Source organism: bacterium (assembly GCA_040757115.1).
In the GTDB taxonomy this organism is placed as follows: domain Bacteria; phylum UBA9089; class CG2-30-40-21; order CG2-30-40-21; family SBAY01; genus JBFLXS01.
In genome coordinates this window covers 4,788-21,831 of the sequence record JBFLYA010000047.1, presented here as the reverse complement: position 1 = coordinate 21,831, position 17,044 = coordinate 4,788, and the positions used below count along the sequence as shown (strand labels likewise).

Here is a 17,044-nt window from a genome sequence, read left to right as displayed (position 1 = left end):
TCTCGGTGAAAAATTAGATAGAGACTCATTATTCCTTATTTTCCTCTCAAAATCTTTACGAAAAATATTTTTTTCTATCTCTCCTAAACATAGGTGAATTCAGTCTCTAAAAATTCACCGAGAATTGCTGAGTAACTCTTCACCGCAGAGACACAGAGACGCAGAGAAAAACACACCTCTAACCCCTCTCAAGAGGGGAAAATCTATTTAGGAGAGGCAACAATTCCATCCCTGATTTTCATCAGTGCAAGGTTTTGATGTCCTATGTATTACAAAGATTACCTCAATAATCTTTTCTGTTATCTGATTTATTTCCATGTCTTCTCTGTTCCTCTGCGTCTCTGCGGTAAATTACCACCTGAACGGTTGCTCACTTTCTTCACTTTTCTAATCTTACCTTAACCGCATTGGCATGACCGTCGAAACCCTCTAAATTAGCCAGATTAATAATCTCCTGTCCGTATTTAAGCAATGCCTGTTTCGTGTAAGAGATGATACTTGAGCGTTTTAAAAAGTCTTCTACGCCAAGTGGTGAAAAGAACCGTGCGGATTTACAGGTTGGCAAAACATGACTTGGTCCAGCAAAATAATCACCCACAGATTCGGGTGAATATTCACCAAGAAATATTGCCCCGGCATGTTCAATATTCCCTAATATTTCCATCGGATTTTTAATATGTAGTTCTAAATGTTCTGGGGCAAATTGGTTGGATATGTTAATCGCCTCCTGTAAGGTTTGGGTGATAATAATGGTTAAATTATCAAGGGAGTGTTTGAGTGTTTCCTGATGAGAAAGTAATTTTGACTGTGATTCAACCTTATTTAAAACAAGATTGGCTAAATCTGAAGAGGTAGTAAGAAGAACCGCTAATGAGAGTGGGTCATGTTCTGCCTGCGAGAGTAAATCAGCGGCGATAAATTCTGGATTAGCCTGTGCATCAGCAATAACTACTACCTCAGTTGGTCCTGCCACCATATCAATATCTACCTCACCAAAGACTATTTTTTTTGCCAGAGTAACATAGATATTCCCCGGTCCAACAATCTTGTCAACTTTAGGAATAGTGGCAGTGCCAAAGGCTAATGCGGCAATTGCCTGTGCTCCGCCAACTTTATAAATCTCATCTACCCGGGCTAACTTACTTGCCGCCAAAATATAAGGATTAATCTTGCCATTTTTGTCAGGAGGTGTGCAAAGAATAATCTTTTTTACCCCTGCCACTTTAGCCGGGATAGCCGTCATTAACACCGTTGAAACATACGGTGCCCGACCACCCGGAACATAAATCCCAACTATTTCCATTGGTCGATAGCATTGTCCTAAAATCACACCATCTTCCCTTGAAACTGTCCAGGAATTAAAGGATTGATGTTTATGGAAGTTGGTAATGTTTGTCGCCGCCAATTCAAGATTCTGCAGAAATTCATTATCCACTAAAAATTCATCCGGGCTAACCTTTAAATCATCTAATTTTACTCCATCAAACAACGCTGTATATTTTAATAATGCGGTATCACCTGAATTCCGCACCTCACAAACAATCTCTTCTACCTTTTGTTTTATTCCTTCATCAATGAGATTGATGTTAGACCGCTCAAGAACTTTTTTAATCCTTTCGTTATCTTCTTCAAATCTAAGTATTTCCATTTTGCAATCTCCTTTTTGTGTCATAGTGGTTGTGGTTAATTATAGTAGTTATTAACGAAATTTTCTCATAGAACAGATATAGCAACAGGGTTGATAGTTGATAGTTTATAGTTTATAGTTGATAGTTGATAGTTTATAGTTTATAGTTGATAGTTTATAGTTTCATAGACTATCAACCATCAACCATCAACTATCAACCATCAACAATACTAATGTGAACTTTTGGTTAATACTTACTATAAATTACCAGTTACCTATAAAGTATACTCAAAATAAACCCATTAGTCAAGAATTTATTTGACAAATATAAAATATTAGAGTATAATTAAAGATATGATGGAAGAAAAAACACATATCCTGGTTGTAGATGATGAATGGGAAATATTAGAAGTGATTAGAAATCTGTTAGAAGTAAAAGGTTATGAAGTTACTACGGCTCAAAGCGGGAAGGAAGCATTAGAGAGATTAGAAGAGAGACTTCCGCATCTGATTATCCTTGATATTTTAATGCCAGAGATGAGTGGTTATGAGGTTTGTAAGAAAATAAGAAAAAGCCCTGTTCATAAACACTTACCAATAATTATCTTGAGTTCCAAATCTACCATAGAAGATGAAATTGCCGGCTGGAGGATGGGGATTGATGAATATATCGTCAAACCATTTGATTTAGAAGAACTTATCGCTATCCTTGAAAGTATTATCTACCGCACCTATTTAGGAATTGATTCCAATCCACTTAGTAAACTCCCTGGAAATAATAGTATTCGAGAGGAAATAAATAATTGTATTAAGAGCAAGAACCTTTTTGCTATTGGCTTTTTAGATGTGGATAATTTTAAGGCGTTTAATGACCATTATGGTTTTGCTAAAGGAGATGAGGCAATAAAACTGACCGCAAAGGTAATTATAAATGCAGTTCAGAAGGTCGGAACTGAAAAAGATTTTATCGGACATATCGGTGGAGACGATTTTATCGTTATTAGTCATCCAGACAGAATTGAGATTATCTGCCAGGAAATTATTAAAGAATTTGATGCCGCAATCCCTGATTTATATTCAGCAGAAGATAAAGAAAGAGGTTACATTTTAGGCTTTAATCGCAAAGGGGAAAAAGAAGAATTTCCTATTATGAGTATTTCCATCGGCGTAGTCACGAATAAACAACGGAATTTGACACATTTAGCCCAGGTATCAACTATAGGGGCAGAATTAAAAGAATATGCTAAAACCTTCATTGGCTCAAATTATATCGTGGATAAAAGAATGGGAGAAGAAAAGGATAATTCTAAAGCAGAGTCTTTGTTGTTAGAAAAAGAAAATATTTTATTAGTTGATGATGACCAGGGAATATGCTCCATCTTCTCCAATTTTTTAGAAAGATGGGGTTACCTGGTAACAATTGCCCATTCAGGAGATTCTGCTCTGGCACAAATGAAGAAAAAATCATTTAATTTAGTGCTTTTAGATATAAAATTGCCGGATATGAGTGGATTAGAGGTGTTAAAGGAAATTAAAGCGAAATATGCAGATACGGTCGTAATTATAATTACGGGTTACTCCTCTATGGAAGCGGCAATTGAGTCATTGCGGTATGATGCTTATGACTATTTAGAAAAACCACTTGAGATGGAAAAAGTAAGTGTGATAATTAAAAGAGGTCTGGAAAAACAACGATTGGAACTTAAGAACAAACATTTGCTTAATACCCTGACTAAAAAGAATGTTGAGTTGAATCAAAAATTAGACGAAATCATTAAGTTAAATAAAAATCTACAGGCACTCTACATCGGAGCGATGGGGGCTCTGGTTGGGACGATTGAGGCAAAAGATTATTATACTAAAGGTCATTCCGAGAGAGTGGCTCAGTATGCAATGCTGATAGCGAAGAAATTAAACTTACCACAAGATGAGCAGGAACTGATACGCTATGCCTGCCAATTGCACGATATTGGTAAAATTGGCATTCGCGATTATATCCTATCTAAATCAGAGGCATTAACTCAAGAAGAATGGGATGAAATAAAATTGCATCCAACGACATCGGTAAATATCATTAAGCCATTAGGATTTTTAAAAAGAGGAATCCCAATTATCAAACATCACCACGAACGATATGATGGAAGTGGTTATCCGTCAGGACTATTAATGGATAAGATTCCATTAGGAGCACGAATAATTGCCGTCGCAGATGCTTATGATGCCATGACTTCGGATAGACCATATAGAAAGGCAAAGTCTAAAGATGAGGCAATTAAAGAATTAAAGAAAAATGCGGGTAGCCAATTTGACCCGGAGATAGTAGCCGCTTTCTTAAAGGTGTTGGAGGTCATCAGATAAAATGAATAAAGAAAGCCAAAAAGGGCAATCAACGGTTGAATTTGCTCTACTTCTGCCACTTTTATTAATAATTACTATCTTCATTATAGAAATTAGTCTTGTATTTCATAATTATTTAATTGTTACCCAGATTACTCGTGAATACGCAAGAGCAGGCGCACTTGGTAAAGAAACTCAAGAGATACGAGATGAAATTACTACCAGTGCCGACTCTCAGTTAGTTAAAACCTACTTTTTAACTGGCGAAATTTTAGATGAGGAAATTAATATTTCTCCCCCAACTGACGCAGAACGCGAGGTAGGAGGAGACATATCCGTTGCTATCCCTTATAAGGTTTCTATCTACATCCCAGTTTTTAGTAAAAAGATTAAGATGATGGGATTAAAGATGACTGCTACTTCGACGATGCGGATAGAAAAATTGCCGTAACCGTTCAGATAATAATTCACCGCAGAGACGCAGAGGAACAGAGAAGACATAGAAATAAATTAGATAACAGAAAAGATTATTGGTGCAGCCATTGAAATACATAGAACCTGCTTGCCGAATGTTCAGCAGGCAAATCAGATTTGTTAATCAATTTTAATGTTGCTGTAGTCAAAAACTTGCCCTGATGAAAATCAGAGAGGGAATTGTTGCATATCGTAAGTAGATTTTCCTCTCTCAAGAGAGGAATACAACAACCCCCTAACCCCCTTTGTTAAGGGGGAATAATAACCCCCTAACCCCCTTTGTTAAGGGGGAATAAACTTGCTTTTCATCGGTTCCGTGGTCTATAGTCTATGGTCTGTAGTCTATTTTCAGGGGAAACGCTCATGTCCACAGGGTGGACACAAAGGAGGATGAAAATAGTAGAGGGTAGAGAGAGAAAGAAGAGGCTTATCTTTCTTTACTTTCTACTCTCTACTTTCTACTTCCTATTTTCAGGAGAAACGGTCATGAATCGTTAGTTCACAAATGAAGATGAAAATAGTAGATAGGAGATAGAAGGTGGGAGATAGGGAGATAAGCGTGAGAAGTGATGTTTTCTTTACTTTCTACTTTCTACTCTCTACTCTCTACTCTCTATTTTCAGGAGAACATCAGCGATAATTTGTGGTAAAATCTTGCGGGAAATAATTAAGAACACTTATCAGGAGGGTGGAAAAATGAGAGAACGAGGACAGGTTGTCATATTTGTCTCTTTATTTATGATGGTTTTTTTAGGAGTAGCGGCATTAGCGGTTGATGTTGGGCGAGTTTATCTTTTCCAGACACAATTGCAAAATGCCTTAGATGCCGGCGCTTTAGCTGGTGCCTGGCAACTCCCTGATGCCCCTGGTTCAGCAACAACAGAGGCAATTAGATTGGTCGAGGCTAATGGCTTCCAGATTACCAGTGAGGATATTCAAATAATTGATAATGGAACGATTACAATAAAGGTGTCAAAGGAAATAACTACGGTATTTGCCAGAGTGTTAGGGATAGAAAAGGCGTCTGTTACAGTTTGTTCTGCCGCTGTTGTTGTCCTTTACCCACCTTCCTATGTTTTTGACTATGTTTATTTTCTCAACAATTGGGGCTGGTTTTATGGAAGTGGCATCACGGCTAATGGTGATATTCGCTCAAATGGTGATTTTGATTTTAAATATGACCCAACAGTAGTTGGTGATGTCTATGCCTCTGGTGAGATTCGAGGCACATGGAAAACACCTGGCGGACAGGATTACAATGTGTATGAAGGGGTAGAGAAATTAGAAATGCCTAATTTACAAGCAATTGACTTCTATGAAAATTTAGCCTTTGAAAAAAATAGTTCTATTAAAATAGGGGATGAAATAGTGATTGATAAGGTTTTTGGGGATGAAGCAGGTGAATCAGGAAATATTATTCTTGAAGGCACTCCTTCTAATCCCATTGAGATAAAAGGACCTGTTGTTATTCGGGGTGATGTTATCGTCAAAGGCACGGTTCAAGGGACGGGAACTATTTATGCGGGTAGAAATATTTACATTGCCGCAGACATAGATTATAAAAATACCCCTTCCTCTCCTCGACCAGCCTCGGATGACGCAGCGGTCGTTGACCAGTGGGTTGAGGCAAATAAAGATAAAGATATTCTCGGTTTAGCCGCACGCGAAAATGTGATTATTGGTGATTATACCAAAGACCCTTATTTTGGATATTATGGAAATGATAAATGGTATTCTAATTACTGGCTATTTGATATGGGTTGTGAGGATGTAGGAGCAGATGGCATACCAGATACTAATGTCTGGATAAATGACCCGGAACACCCAGATGGAGGCTATTGGACAGACCCAACCGAAAATGATGGTATCTTTCAATCAAAAACCGAAGACCTTGATGGAGATGGAATATTTGACGATATGTATAACTGGTCGGATGTTCAAACGCAAGTGCCAATTACTGATTTTGATAGATTACCTCCTAATACGGATGAATTTGGTGATATTGCCACAAATCACATCAATAAGATTGAATCTATCATTTATACCAATCATGCCTGTGCGGGTAGATTAGGAAATGGGGTGCATTTTAACGGTGCTATAGTCTCTAAAGACGAGGCATTAATCTATCGCAATACCATTACCCTTAATTATGATGAACGAATTCACAGCCGATACCGAAAAAACCCAAACTGGTTGATAAACCTATGTCTGCCTGTCGGTTCAAAAGAGGTTCATCTGGTACCGTATTAGAGTGCTGATAACTATAGCAGTTATTAGTCAAAAACTTTACTCAGAGTGGATAAGTAAAAAAATCCCAAATCCCAAGCACCAAATCTCAAATAAGCACCAAATTTCAAATCCTAAATACAAACTATGGGGGTAATGTTTTGAATTTTGGTTATTTGAATTTATTTGGAATTTGGAATTTGTGATTTGGAATTTCAGAACCCTATCTATGTCAAATTTCGATTAATAAGTGCTATATTTACCCCAGATGAAGTGAAACAGCTTTTTATTCAAAAACCTTCTTACACCTTTTCAAAATGAGAATTACTGACTGGATTACCAAAGAAAATAGTTGACAGAGAAAGGTTAATATGTTATATTGATTATGGGGGGTAAAAAAATATGATTACAAAAACTAAAATATGGTTTTTTATTCTTTTCTTTATCGCCTTTAATACTACATATACCTTTGCCGAAGATAAAATTATAGAAAAACTAAATAAAATTGAGGGGAAAATAGATGAGTTAACCATAAGGGTAGTGAAGCTTGAAGAAGGGCAAAAAGCATTAAATACTCGTGTAGATGATTTAGAGTCAAGTCTAAATAAACGCATAGATGATTTAGACTCAAACCTAAATAAACGCATAGATGATTTATTGGGATTGACCCATACCTTGTTAGGGGGAATTCTCACATTACTCTGCGGGATGATAGCCTTAACGGGCTTTATTTTATGGGACAGAAGAACAGCTATCGCCCCGGTAATATCAAAAACAAAACAATTAGAGGAAAGATTAGAAGAGAGGGAGAATATTATTTTAGAGGCATTAAGGAAGTATGCCCTTAAAGAACCCAAAATGGCCACCGTGTTAAGGTCTTTAAACTTATTATAGAATTTCACGAAATTAAAAGCAAGTAATTGGTAACCAATCGCCAATTACCAGTTACCAACAAAAGGAGCGATTGAGAATGAAGCAAGAAAAAGGATTTACCTTAATGGAATTAATGGTCGTTATTTTGATAATTTCTATCATTGCCGCTTTTGTATTTCCAACGGTATTCAAGAAGGTAGCTAAAGCAAAACGCATTGGGGCACAAGCTCAGATAGAGATATTTGGTGTTGGATTAGATAGCTACCGTCTGGATAATGGCCAGTATCCAACCACAGAACAAGGATTAAAAGCATTGCGAGAAGAACCAATTATCTCGCCTTTACCTAAAAATTGGGATGGACCTTATCTTAAAAAGGAGATTCCATTAGACCCCTGGGGAAATCCGTATGTCTACATATCCCCAGGTGAACAAAATCCTGATGGCTATGACCTTATATCTTATGGTGCTGATGGAAAAGAGGGCGGCGAAAAAGAAGGAGAAGATATTGTTAGTTGGAAAACACCTGCGGTAGAGAAAAAGGAATGATAAAATGACCAATTCTTTAACCTCGTTAGAGATAAAGATATTAAACTCTATCCAACATAATTTCCCTATCTGCCCGGAGCCATTTAAAACCTTATCTTTTAATCTACACATTCCCAGAGATGAAATATTAAATCGAATTAAGGCATTAAAAAAACAGGGTGTTATCCGTAGAATTAGCCCATTATTTGATACAGGTAAATTAGGTTATGTGGGAACACTGGTGGCAATGAAAGTTCCAGAAGAAAAAATAGAGAAAGTGGCTAAAATAATCGACAAATACCCAGAAATTACCCATAATTACGAACGAGATGATGAATACAATCTCTGGTTCACTTTAATTGCACGCTCAAATAAAGAGATTGAAAAAATTATCACCCGCATAAAATCAGAAACAAAAATTAACCAGCTCTTGAACCTTGAGCGGATAAATAAATTTAAAATAAGGGCTATTTTCCAAATAGATACAGCGACCCCGCTACAATTTGAAGAAGATGAATTTCAACCACCAAAAAAGAAAAAACCTGTTTCCCTTAATGAAATTGATTGGCTAATACTTAAAGAATTACAAGTTAGTCTTCCACTGGTCAATAAACCTTATCAATCTATTGCCAGGAAGATAGGAATTAGCGAAAAAAAACTATTGGAGAAGATAGAATCGTATAGAAAATCAGGGATTATAAAAAGAGTTCGGGCGGTGCTTGACCATTATAAAATAGGAATTAAAGAAAATGTTATGGTTGTTTTAAAAGTAGAGCCTGAAAATATCTTAAAAGTGGCGACAATTCTAAGTCAATATCCTCAAGTAACGCATTGCTATGAGCGAACAACCTCTCCTGAGTGGGAATATAATCTCTTTGCAATGATTCACGCCAGGACAAAACAGGAATGTGAAGAAATAATCTCTTCAATTTTACAAAAGACAAACATCATTACCTATAAAAAATTATATACAAAAAGAGAGTTAAAAAAGGTAAATCCCGGGTATTTCAAATTGGGAATTGAGGGCAGACCTTGATCATAAATGCATATTTTTTTCTTGAAGATAGTGCAACTAAATATCCAGAAAATATAGCAATAGTCTATGAGAATAATAGAATTACCTATAATCAACTTTATAATTTGGTTTTAAAGTTAGCCTTTATTTTAGAAAAACAAGGGGTAAAAAAAGGCGAACGGGTCGTTATTTTACTCAATAATTCTATTAATTATGTCATCTCATATTTTGCTATTCTAAAGATTGGGGCTATTGTTGTCGCATTAAATACAGATACGACATCATTGGAGTTAGAAGGGTTATTAAAAGATGTAGAACCAAAATGTGTTATTACAAATAAAACCTGCCTTCAATATCTCTCCAGAATTAACAATTTAGATTTTTTAATCATAGAAGAAAAGGCATTAAAAGAGATTTTAGAGCAAGAATATATCTTTCGGGATTCAAAAGTAATAATAAATGAAAATGACATCGCTCAAATAATCTATACCTCTGGCACTACCGGTAAGCCAAAAGGTATCATACTCACTCATTTGAATTTGATTGATAACACCAATTCCATTATTGAGTATTTAAAATTGACTAAAGAAGACAGTCTAATGGTCATCTTACCATTTTATTACTCTTATGGGAATTCATTACTTTTGACCCATATAAAGGTTGGGGGGAAACTTGTTATATCCACACAATTTGTCTTTTTAAACAAAGTGCTGGAATTAATGATTAAAGAGAAAGTAACTGGATTTTCAGGCGTCCCATCATCTTATGCCTTACTTCTTCATAAGTCGAATATCCGCAACTTACAGTTTCCAGACTTGAGATATATTACCTGTGCCGGAGGTGCGTTGCCAAAAGAGAATATCTTACGATTAAAAGAGATTTTACCTAAGGTAGAAATTTATATTATGTATGGTCAAACAGAGGCTTGTGCAAGATTATCTTATCTTGAGCCAGATAAATTAATTTCAAAACTTGGTTCTCTTGGGAAAGGTATCCCTCGGGTAGAGTTAAAGGTTAAAAATAAACAGGGTCAGGAAGTCCAGTTAGGAGAAGTAGGTGAGATTATTGCCAGAGGTAAAAATATAATGAAGGGATACTGGAGACAATCTCAAGAGACTAAAAAGGTTTTGAAGGAAGATGGGTTACATACAGGTGATTTAGCCACTGTTGATGAAGAGGGTTATATTTATATGGTTGGTCGAAAATCGGATATGATAAAGACCGGGGCTTTTCGCGTTAGCCCCCAGGAGATTGAGGATATTCTGGTTAAACATAAGGATGTTATGGAATGTGGCGTCATAGGTGTGCCTGACCCAATTTTAAGTGAAGTGATTAAAGCATTTATCGTCTTGACTGATGATGCTCAGACGACGAAAAAGGAGATATTACGCTTTTGCAAAGAAAATCTCCCATATTATAAAGTTCCCAGTTATATAGAGTTTATCCCTTCCCTACCAAAAACAAAATCAGGGAAGATAAAGAGATATGAACTTAAAAAAATAGGTTAAGTGTAATTTGTAGTAACTGATAAATCGAAAGTTCTACAACATCAATAAATATCAATAGTTACAGATAGGTCAAAAAATTTCGACCTGTGCGATTAGACTAATTCATCGCAGAGACGCAAAGGAAAAATAAATGTAAAATGTAAAATAGGAAATGAAAAATGGGAAATTTTAGTACTTCGCAAGACTCATTACCTTTCAGTTATACATTTTCATTTTACATTATCCATTTTACATCTAACCGCACAGGTCGAAAAATTTCGACCTGTGAAATAGGTTTAAACGAAACTTCCCCTCAAAAAGAGTCTATAAAAAGAGACTTTGAAAGTATGCATACGAGTATTAGTAAAAAAATGCTTGATAAAATTTAATTAATATGCTATTATATAATCATAAGGGATGAGAAATTAAATCCCCCTTTCAATTGTAGATAGGAATCAGAAACAAGAGATATCGCTATATCTTATTGAAAATCAAATGGTTATGCTAAATTTTTGCCTTTAAATAGAAGGGAAGTTCCGTTGTAGAATTGAATTGCAAAAAATGTTTTTTAACTCCGTCTATGGTAAGCGGAAGGAGGAATATTGTTAGTAAGCGGATTTAGCGGAAAAAAAATAAAAAAAATCCGTTTAATCCGTTCAATTTGCTTACAAAAAGAAAAATCCGTTTAATCTGTTTAAGAGTCCTCTACGAGGCTAAATTTCGTTACATCTCTTTTATCTTCATTAAAAAACTTGAACATCGAGTATCAGTAAATTTGACAATATGTTATTGTGGGGAGAGAGAGTATTATGAATATAGACAACTTAATTTCAGTAGCAACGGTCATCAATAACAATGCTGAGATAATAGAATCTTACATTAAAGACACGATAGAGGTTCTTAAAAGCTCGTATGCAAATTATGAATTAGTTTTAATTGATAATGGCTCTACGGACGCCTCTGTTTCAAGAGTGAAGGAAATACTGAAAGAAATAAAAAATATCAGGTTGATAATTTTATCTAAACAGTATGATGATGAGGTTACATATTTAGCTGCATTAAATAATTGTATAGGGGATTTTATTGTATTGATGGATGTTAATTATGACCCGCCGTCTTTAATTCCGCAATTGATAGATAAGTCAATATCCGGTTATGATGTTGTAATTGCAGAAAAAAGTGATGAGAGAGATAAAACCTTTATAGACAAATTATTTTCTTGGGCATTTTTTAAAGCAAGTAAATTCTTGACCGGTTATAATGTAAATCCCAGGTTTTCGAAATTTATCGTTTTGAGTAGAAGGGCAGTGAACTCAATTGTTAGGATTAAGGATAGAAGTAGATATATTAAGTATTTGTTATTAGAAATCGGTTTTAGCCACGCCACCATACCATATATAAGGATAAACCGCTCTGGTCATCAAAGGAAAGAAGATTACTTTAAAGCCTTTGCCTTTGCAATAGAAGTTATTGTTTCAAATTCCGAAAAATTAATAAGAATAGCTTCGTTTATTGGCTTATTGGCAAGCATGATGAATTTGTTTGTAATTCTCTACGTCTTGACGGGTTTTGTATTCTTCCAAAAATACATTCCACAAGGATGGATTTCAACCCAACTTGTAAATGCTACGATGTTTTTCCTGCTGTTTCTGATATTAGCGATTATAGGGGAATATGTTGCCCGTATTTTAAGAGAGACTAAAAAGGGAGATATATATTTCTTGGCAGATGAAGCTAATAGTTCAGTGTTTCCCGAGAATATTGATAGAAAAAATGTCATTTAATCTGAAAAAGTTTGATGCGGTTATTATCGGCGGTGGATTTTATGGATGTTGCACCGCTCTCATTATCCGAAATTTTTGTGCCAACACGCTTATTATTGAGAAAGAGCCTGATCTCTTATTGAGGGCGTCGGCAATCAATCAAGCAAGGGTTCATGGGGGATATCATTATCCAAGAAGTCTGCTGACTGCAATTAGGTCCTTCAAAAATTTCCCGAGATTTATCCTGGATTTCAAGGGATGTATTTATGATGAATTTGAAAAAATATATGCAATTGCCAGAAAATGGTCAAAAGTTAACGCCTATCAGTTTAGTGAAATATATAAAAGGATTGGAGCCCCAATCAAAATTGCCCCTGATAAAATGCGGAGACTTTTTAATATGGATAATATTGAAGAGGTATTTTCTGTTCAAGAGGTAGCATTCGATGCCGCTAAGCTTCGACAGATTTTAAAACAAAGGCTTGTAAAAGCTGGCATCACTGTTTGGTACAATGAGGAAGTTGACAAAGTAGAACAAGTTGGGAATGATGAAATTATTTTATCTCTGACAAAAAACAATATTAAATTACAAGCAAGAAAAGTTTTTAATTGCACCTATTCCCAAATTAATAAATTATTGCACAATTCTTATCTTCCTTTACTACCTTTAAAGCATGAAGTTACAGAAATGCCCTTGTTAGAGATGCCGGAGGAGCTTAAATATGTTGGAATAACAATTATGGATGGCCCTTTCTTTTCAATTATGCCATACCCCTCATTAAATATGCACTCTTTCCATCATGTAAGATATACACCGCATTATAGTTGGCAGGACATTGATAATTTTATTGACGGCCATGCTCATCTTAAGAAAGTGAATTTGGAATCACATTTTCCGTTTATGGTCAAGGATGCAGAGAGATATCTTCCATTAATGAAGGGAGTTCGATACGTAAATTCTCTATATGAGGTTAAAACTGTTTTAATAAAGAACGAAATAGACGATGGAAGACCAATATTGTTCAGGAAAGATTACGGGATAAAGAACTTTTCCATAATTATGGGTGGTAAAATAGATAATATTTATGATGTGCTTGAAATGATTGGAGATATAAAGGATTATTCAAGAGAACCTAAAAAAGGAAAAAGTCTTTTATAACAAGGACTAAATAAAAAGAGAAAAATGATACTTAATGGTAGTGTCAAATAGGATATGAAAGATTAAGAATATGAATATGAAAGGGTAGATGATGAGTTTTAAAGAGAGGTTTTCTCTTTTTAAGCGATAGATCCAGTATCATCTACCGTTTTGCTCTTTTAACCTACCGTAGAGTTGTGATGAGTCTCTATGAGTAGGGGTTTTCTCTCAGAGCATAGGGTGGTAGGTCCTGCAATATTTATTTAGGACCTACTGCTATAAAGAGAGAAAACCGTATCTTAAAACTCATTAAAAATACAAGTAGTTAGGGAAAAAATCAAACTGAAACTTTTGACATTACTTGTGCAAAAATAAGGAGGAGAAATGAAAAGAATTTTGATTACTGGTGCTGGGGGAACACCCTCCACAAATTTTGTCAGGTCACTGAGAGTCTCCAGTGAAAATTTCTATCTTATCGGTGTTGATTGTAATGAATATTCCTTACATCGGGCTGAAACTAATGAAAAGTATTTAGTTCCCCATCCGACTCATAATGATTATCTTCCTATCTTAAAGGAGATTATTCAGGAAACAAAACCTGCGCTGATTTATTCACAGCCAGACCAGGAAATTTATGCTATCTCGAAGATAAGAAAGGAACTCCGGGATGAGTATAAACTCAGGGTATTTTTGCCAGAGCATAAAACCATAGAATTATGTCAGGATAAATTCGCTTCTTATCTTAAGTGGAAAGAAGCTGGACTTAAAGTTCCAGAGACAATGAGGATAAATAACGAAGATGACCTTAAAATCGCAGTTGATAAATTTGGCACTCCAGTTTGGGTTAGAGCGACATTCAGCCCTGGTGGTGGAATGGGAAGTTTCCGTGCAGAAAATTACAATGTCGCCAGGGCATGGATAGATTTCTGTAATGGTTGGGGTAGTTTTACCGCGGCTGAATGCCTGAAACCAGATTCCATTACCTGGATGTCTCTGTGGAAAAATGGAGAACTAATTGTGGGTCAGGGTAGAAAAAGACTGTATTGGGAACTGGGTAATAGAGCCCCTTCTGGTGTTACAGGAATTACAGGAACAGGAATAACTGTTTCTGACCCGATTGTGGACGAAATAGCCTTAAAAACCATAATGGCCGTTGATAACCACCCAAATGGAATCTTTTCAGTTGATTTAACCTACGATAAAGATGGTATTCCTAATCCTACAGAAATCAATATTGGTCGATTCTTTACCACGCATTATTTCTTCACTTCTTGTGGGCTAAATATGCCTTATATTTTTGTAAAGTTAGCTTTTGATGAAGATGTTTCTTCTTTTATCCCAAAGAAAATAAACCCCTTAACCCCAGGACTTGCCTGGATTAGAGGTATGGATTTTCTTCCTGTCCTAACAGATGAAAAAACTATAAGGCTATATAAAGAAGAATTAGAAAAAAGGAGACATAATCTCCAGAAATAGTGGGGAATAAAATTGGATATTTATATAGACCTTGATGGTCCTATACTTGATGTATCTGAAAAGTATTATGCGGTTTATCGATATATTTTAGGGAAAACGGCACCTAATATTCTGCCAAAAGATACATATTGGGAGAGGAAGAAAAATCGTGTGCCAAGCGAAGAAATTTTCAAGGAAAGTGGAGTAGAACTAACTCAAGAAATATCTGCTCACCGATGGAAACAGTTGATTGAAACGCCTGAATTTCTAAAATACGATATTATGTGGCCCTGGGTGCCAGATGTTCTGAAAACCCTTTATAATAACCATTCCCTTTTCTTAATTACCCTTAGAAATTCTTATGAGAACTTGATAGACGAACTTCGAGATTTTGAGATACTCGATTTTTTTAAAGCTATTCTGACCGAAAAAGATAACGAAGGTTCTCTTTATACCAAAAAAAGATTATTAGAAAATTATCCGGAGTTTATTCCGGTTTCTTCTATTATTGTGGGAGATACAGAAGTTGATATATTAGGGGGCAAAGAATTAAATATTAAAACTATTGCTGTTTTGAGTGGAATCAGAAACAGAGAATTGTTGGAGTCGTTATGTCCTGATTTCATTATAGATAATATATCATCTCTGCCCTTTATCACAAAGCAGATTGAATAATATAAGGTTTCACGAAATTATATAGTAATTATTAACGAAAATTTCTCATAGAACAGATATAGCAACAGGGTTTATAGTTGATAGTTTATAGTTGATAGTTTCATAGACTATCAACCATCAACTATCAACAATACTAATGTGAAGTTTTGGTTAATACTTACTATACTTATCGGCATTTATAAGTAAAATTTTGAATAATAACTGCTATATTACTGCCCTAATTATTTGCTCTGTCAGTGCTTTTTCTAAAATCATTCTCCGGGTCTGTTATGTAAAGTGTCAAGTTTTTTTTAATTTTTTTCAATTAAGGGTTGTAAAAACTCCTTAAGCACGGGTTTTCTCTAAAGCAGAGGCAAAGGGGTTAAATTGACAACTTCTGTGGTTAACCCCTTTGGAGAAAAGAGAAAACCTTAATAAAAGTCCTTAAAGATATGTCAGGTTACGAAAATGAATCTTGTTCCTCCTTTCGTTCTTTGATAGATATAAAAGGTAACCGTAACTTTCTGTTATACATGGCAACCTGACTTTTTATAAAACAGCAGGTTCACACTCATTGATTCTTTCGTTTTGATTCTTTGAGTCTCTTTCTCTGCTCGAGTATTACTCTTTCACGGACCGAGGCGTCTCAAAAGAATAAGTTACCAGTTACAATTAATATCTTATCCAGAAAATCTTTTGCAGGGCAACATGACACTTTATCATATTATTCTCTGTGGTGAATAGTTACATTATTTTTAAAAACTGCTTGACAAAATTTAATTAAGATGTTATTGTTTAATCATAAAGGATTAGGGATTAAATCCCCCTTTCAATTGTAGATAGGAATTAAAAAAAAGAGATATCGCTATATCTTATTGAAAAGCAAATGGTTATGCTAAATTTTTGCATTTAAATAGAGGGGAAATTCCGTTTTAACTTTTCACTTCTACATTTTCATCCGTGTTCATCTGTGACTGAAGAGTTACAGAATAAATTCTGTTTTCAATGTCCGACCCCGAAGGTTCACAATGTCTGACCCCGAAGGGTCAAGGATGTGATTGTTATGACATAAAAGGTAGAAGCCTCTCGGATAAAACCTCTCCTGGTCATGAACTTGATTCAGGACAGGTCAGGAATAGGAAGTAAGAAATGTGAAATAGGAAGTAAATAAAGAAAATTCCCTGCTTCTCATTTCCCATTTCCCAATTTAAAAAGTGGGGGTGAAAGGCTAAAGCCTAAATTCCAAAATCAAAAAAGGAGATAAATTGCTATGAGAAACATAAATTATGTTGAAATAGTAAAGAGAGTGTGGGTTGAATTTGGATTAGCTATCCTGATATGCCTGGGAGTTAATTCACCTGCTCTATCTCAGCCAGACACACTCTGGGAGAAGACTTACGGCGGAAGTTCTGATGATAGGGGCTATTCCGTGCAGCAGACCACAGATGGCGGATATATCATCGCAGGAT

At 35.4% G+C, this 17,044-nt stretch carries 14 protein-coding genes; 13 read left to right on the top strand and 1 reads right to left on the bottom strand.

All coding sequences use genetic code 11. From position 1 onward, the window contains the following. Positions 1–379 precede the first annotated feature (379 nt). Positions 380–1,648: a histidinol dehydrogenase gene (gene hisD, locus AB1422_05840; protein MEW6618853.1), complete on the bottom strand. Its 1,269-nt coding sequence runs from the start codon at positions 1,646–1,648 to the stop codon at positions 380–382. Positions 1,649–1,981: 333 nt separating this feature from the next. Between hisD and AB1422_05835 the strand changes: the two genes are divergently transcribed. The 13 genes from AB1422_05835 to AB1422_05775 all read left to right on the top strand — a co-directional run. Continuing rightward, positions 1,982–3,985, top strand: a complete 2,004-nt coding sequence (locus AB1422_05835; protein ID MEW6618852.1) for a response regulator — start codon at positions 1,982–1,984, stop codon at positions 3,983–3,985. 1 nt (position 3,986) lies between these two features. Further along, positions 3,987–4,415 (top strand): TadE/TadG family type IV pilus assembly protein, encoded by a 429-nt coding sequence (locus AB1422_05830; protein MEW6618851.1) that lies wholly within the window; start codon positions 3,987–3,989, stop codon positions 4,413–4,415. Positions 4,416–5,134: 719 nt separating this feature from the next. Beyond that, positions 5,135–6,688: a Tad domain-containing protein gene (locus tag AB1422_05825; protein ID MEW6618850.1), complete on the top strand. Its 1,554-nt coding sequence runs from the start codon at positions 5,135–5,137 to the stop codon at positions 6,686–6,688. Positions 6,689–7,066: 378 nt separating this feature from the next. Beyond that, the gene (locus AB1422_05820; protein MEW6618849.1) at positions 7,067–7,558 is read left to right on the top strand and encodes a hypothetical protein; all 492 of its coding nucleotides are present in this window, start codon (positions 7,067–7,069) and stop codon (positions 7,556–7,558) included. Positions 7,559–7,634: 76 nt separating this feature from the next. Beyond that, complete coding sequence (gene gspG, locus AB1422_05815) at positions 7,635–8,084, top strand: type II secretion system major pseudopilin GspG (GenBank protein ID MEW6618848.1); 450 nt, start codon at positions 7,635–7,637, stop codon at positions 8,082–8,084. Between the two features lie 4 nt (positions 8,085–8,088). Then, complete coding sequence (locus tag AB1422_05810) at positions 8,089–9,099, top strand: hypothetical protein (protein MEW6618847.1); 1,011 nt, start codon at positions 8,089–8,091, stop codon at positions 9,097–9,099. Next, positions 9,096–10,586, top strand: a complete 1,491-nt coding sequence (locus AB1422_05805; protein ID MEW6618846.1) for a class I adenylate-forming enzyme family protein — start codon at positions 9,096–9,098, stop codon at positions 10,584–10,586. Before AB1422_05810 ends, AB1422_05805 begins: the two co-directional genes overlap by 4 nt. Before the next feature lie 158 nt (positions 10,587–10,744). After that, positions 10,745–10,954 carry a hypothetical protein gene (locus AB1422_05800; protein ID MEW6618845.1) on the top strand — a complete coding sequence of 70 codons (210 nt, stop codon included), beginning with the start codon at positions 10,745–10,747 and terminating at the stop codon, positions 10,952–10,954. A gap of 420 nt (positions 10,955–11,374) precedes the next feature. Then, a complete protein-coding gene (locus AB1422_05795) occupies positions 11,375–12,349 on the top strand; it encodes a glycosyltransferase (protein MEW6618844.1) in 975 nt (324 codons plus the stop codon). Further along, positions 12,294–13,487: an FAD-dependent oxidoreductase gene (locus AB1422_05790; protein MEW6618843.1), complete on the top strand. Its 1,194-nt coding sequence runs from the start codon at positions 12,294–12,296 to the stop codon at positions 13,485–13,487. Before AB1422_05795 ends, AB1422_05790 begins: the two co-directional genes overlap by 56 nt. Positions 13,488–13,850: 363 nt before the next feature. After that, positions 13,851–14,942 (top strand): carboxylate--amine ligase, encoded by a 1,092-nt coding sequence (locus tag AB1422_05785; GenBank protein ID MEW6618842.1) that lies wholly within the window; start codon positions 13,851–13,853, stop codon positions 14,940–14,942. Positions 14,943–14,954: 12 nt separating this feature from the next. Next, on the top strand, positions 14,955–15,596 hold the full coding sequence (locus AB1422_05780) for an HAD hydrolase-like protein (protein ID MEW6618841.1): 642 nt from the start codon (positions 14,955–14,957) through the stop codon (positions 15,594–15,596). A gap of 1,249 nt (positions 15,597–16,845) precedes the next feature. Next, positions 16,846–17,044 (top strand): hypothetical protein (locus AB1422_05775; GenBank protein MEW6618840.1); only part of this gene is annotated, 199 nt, incomplete at its 3' end.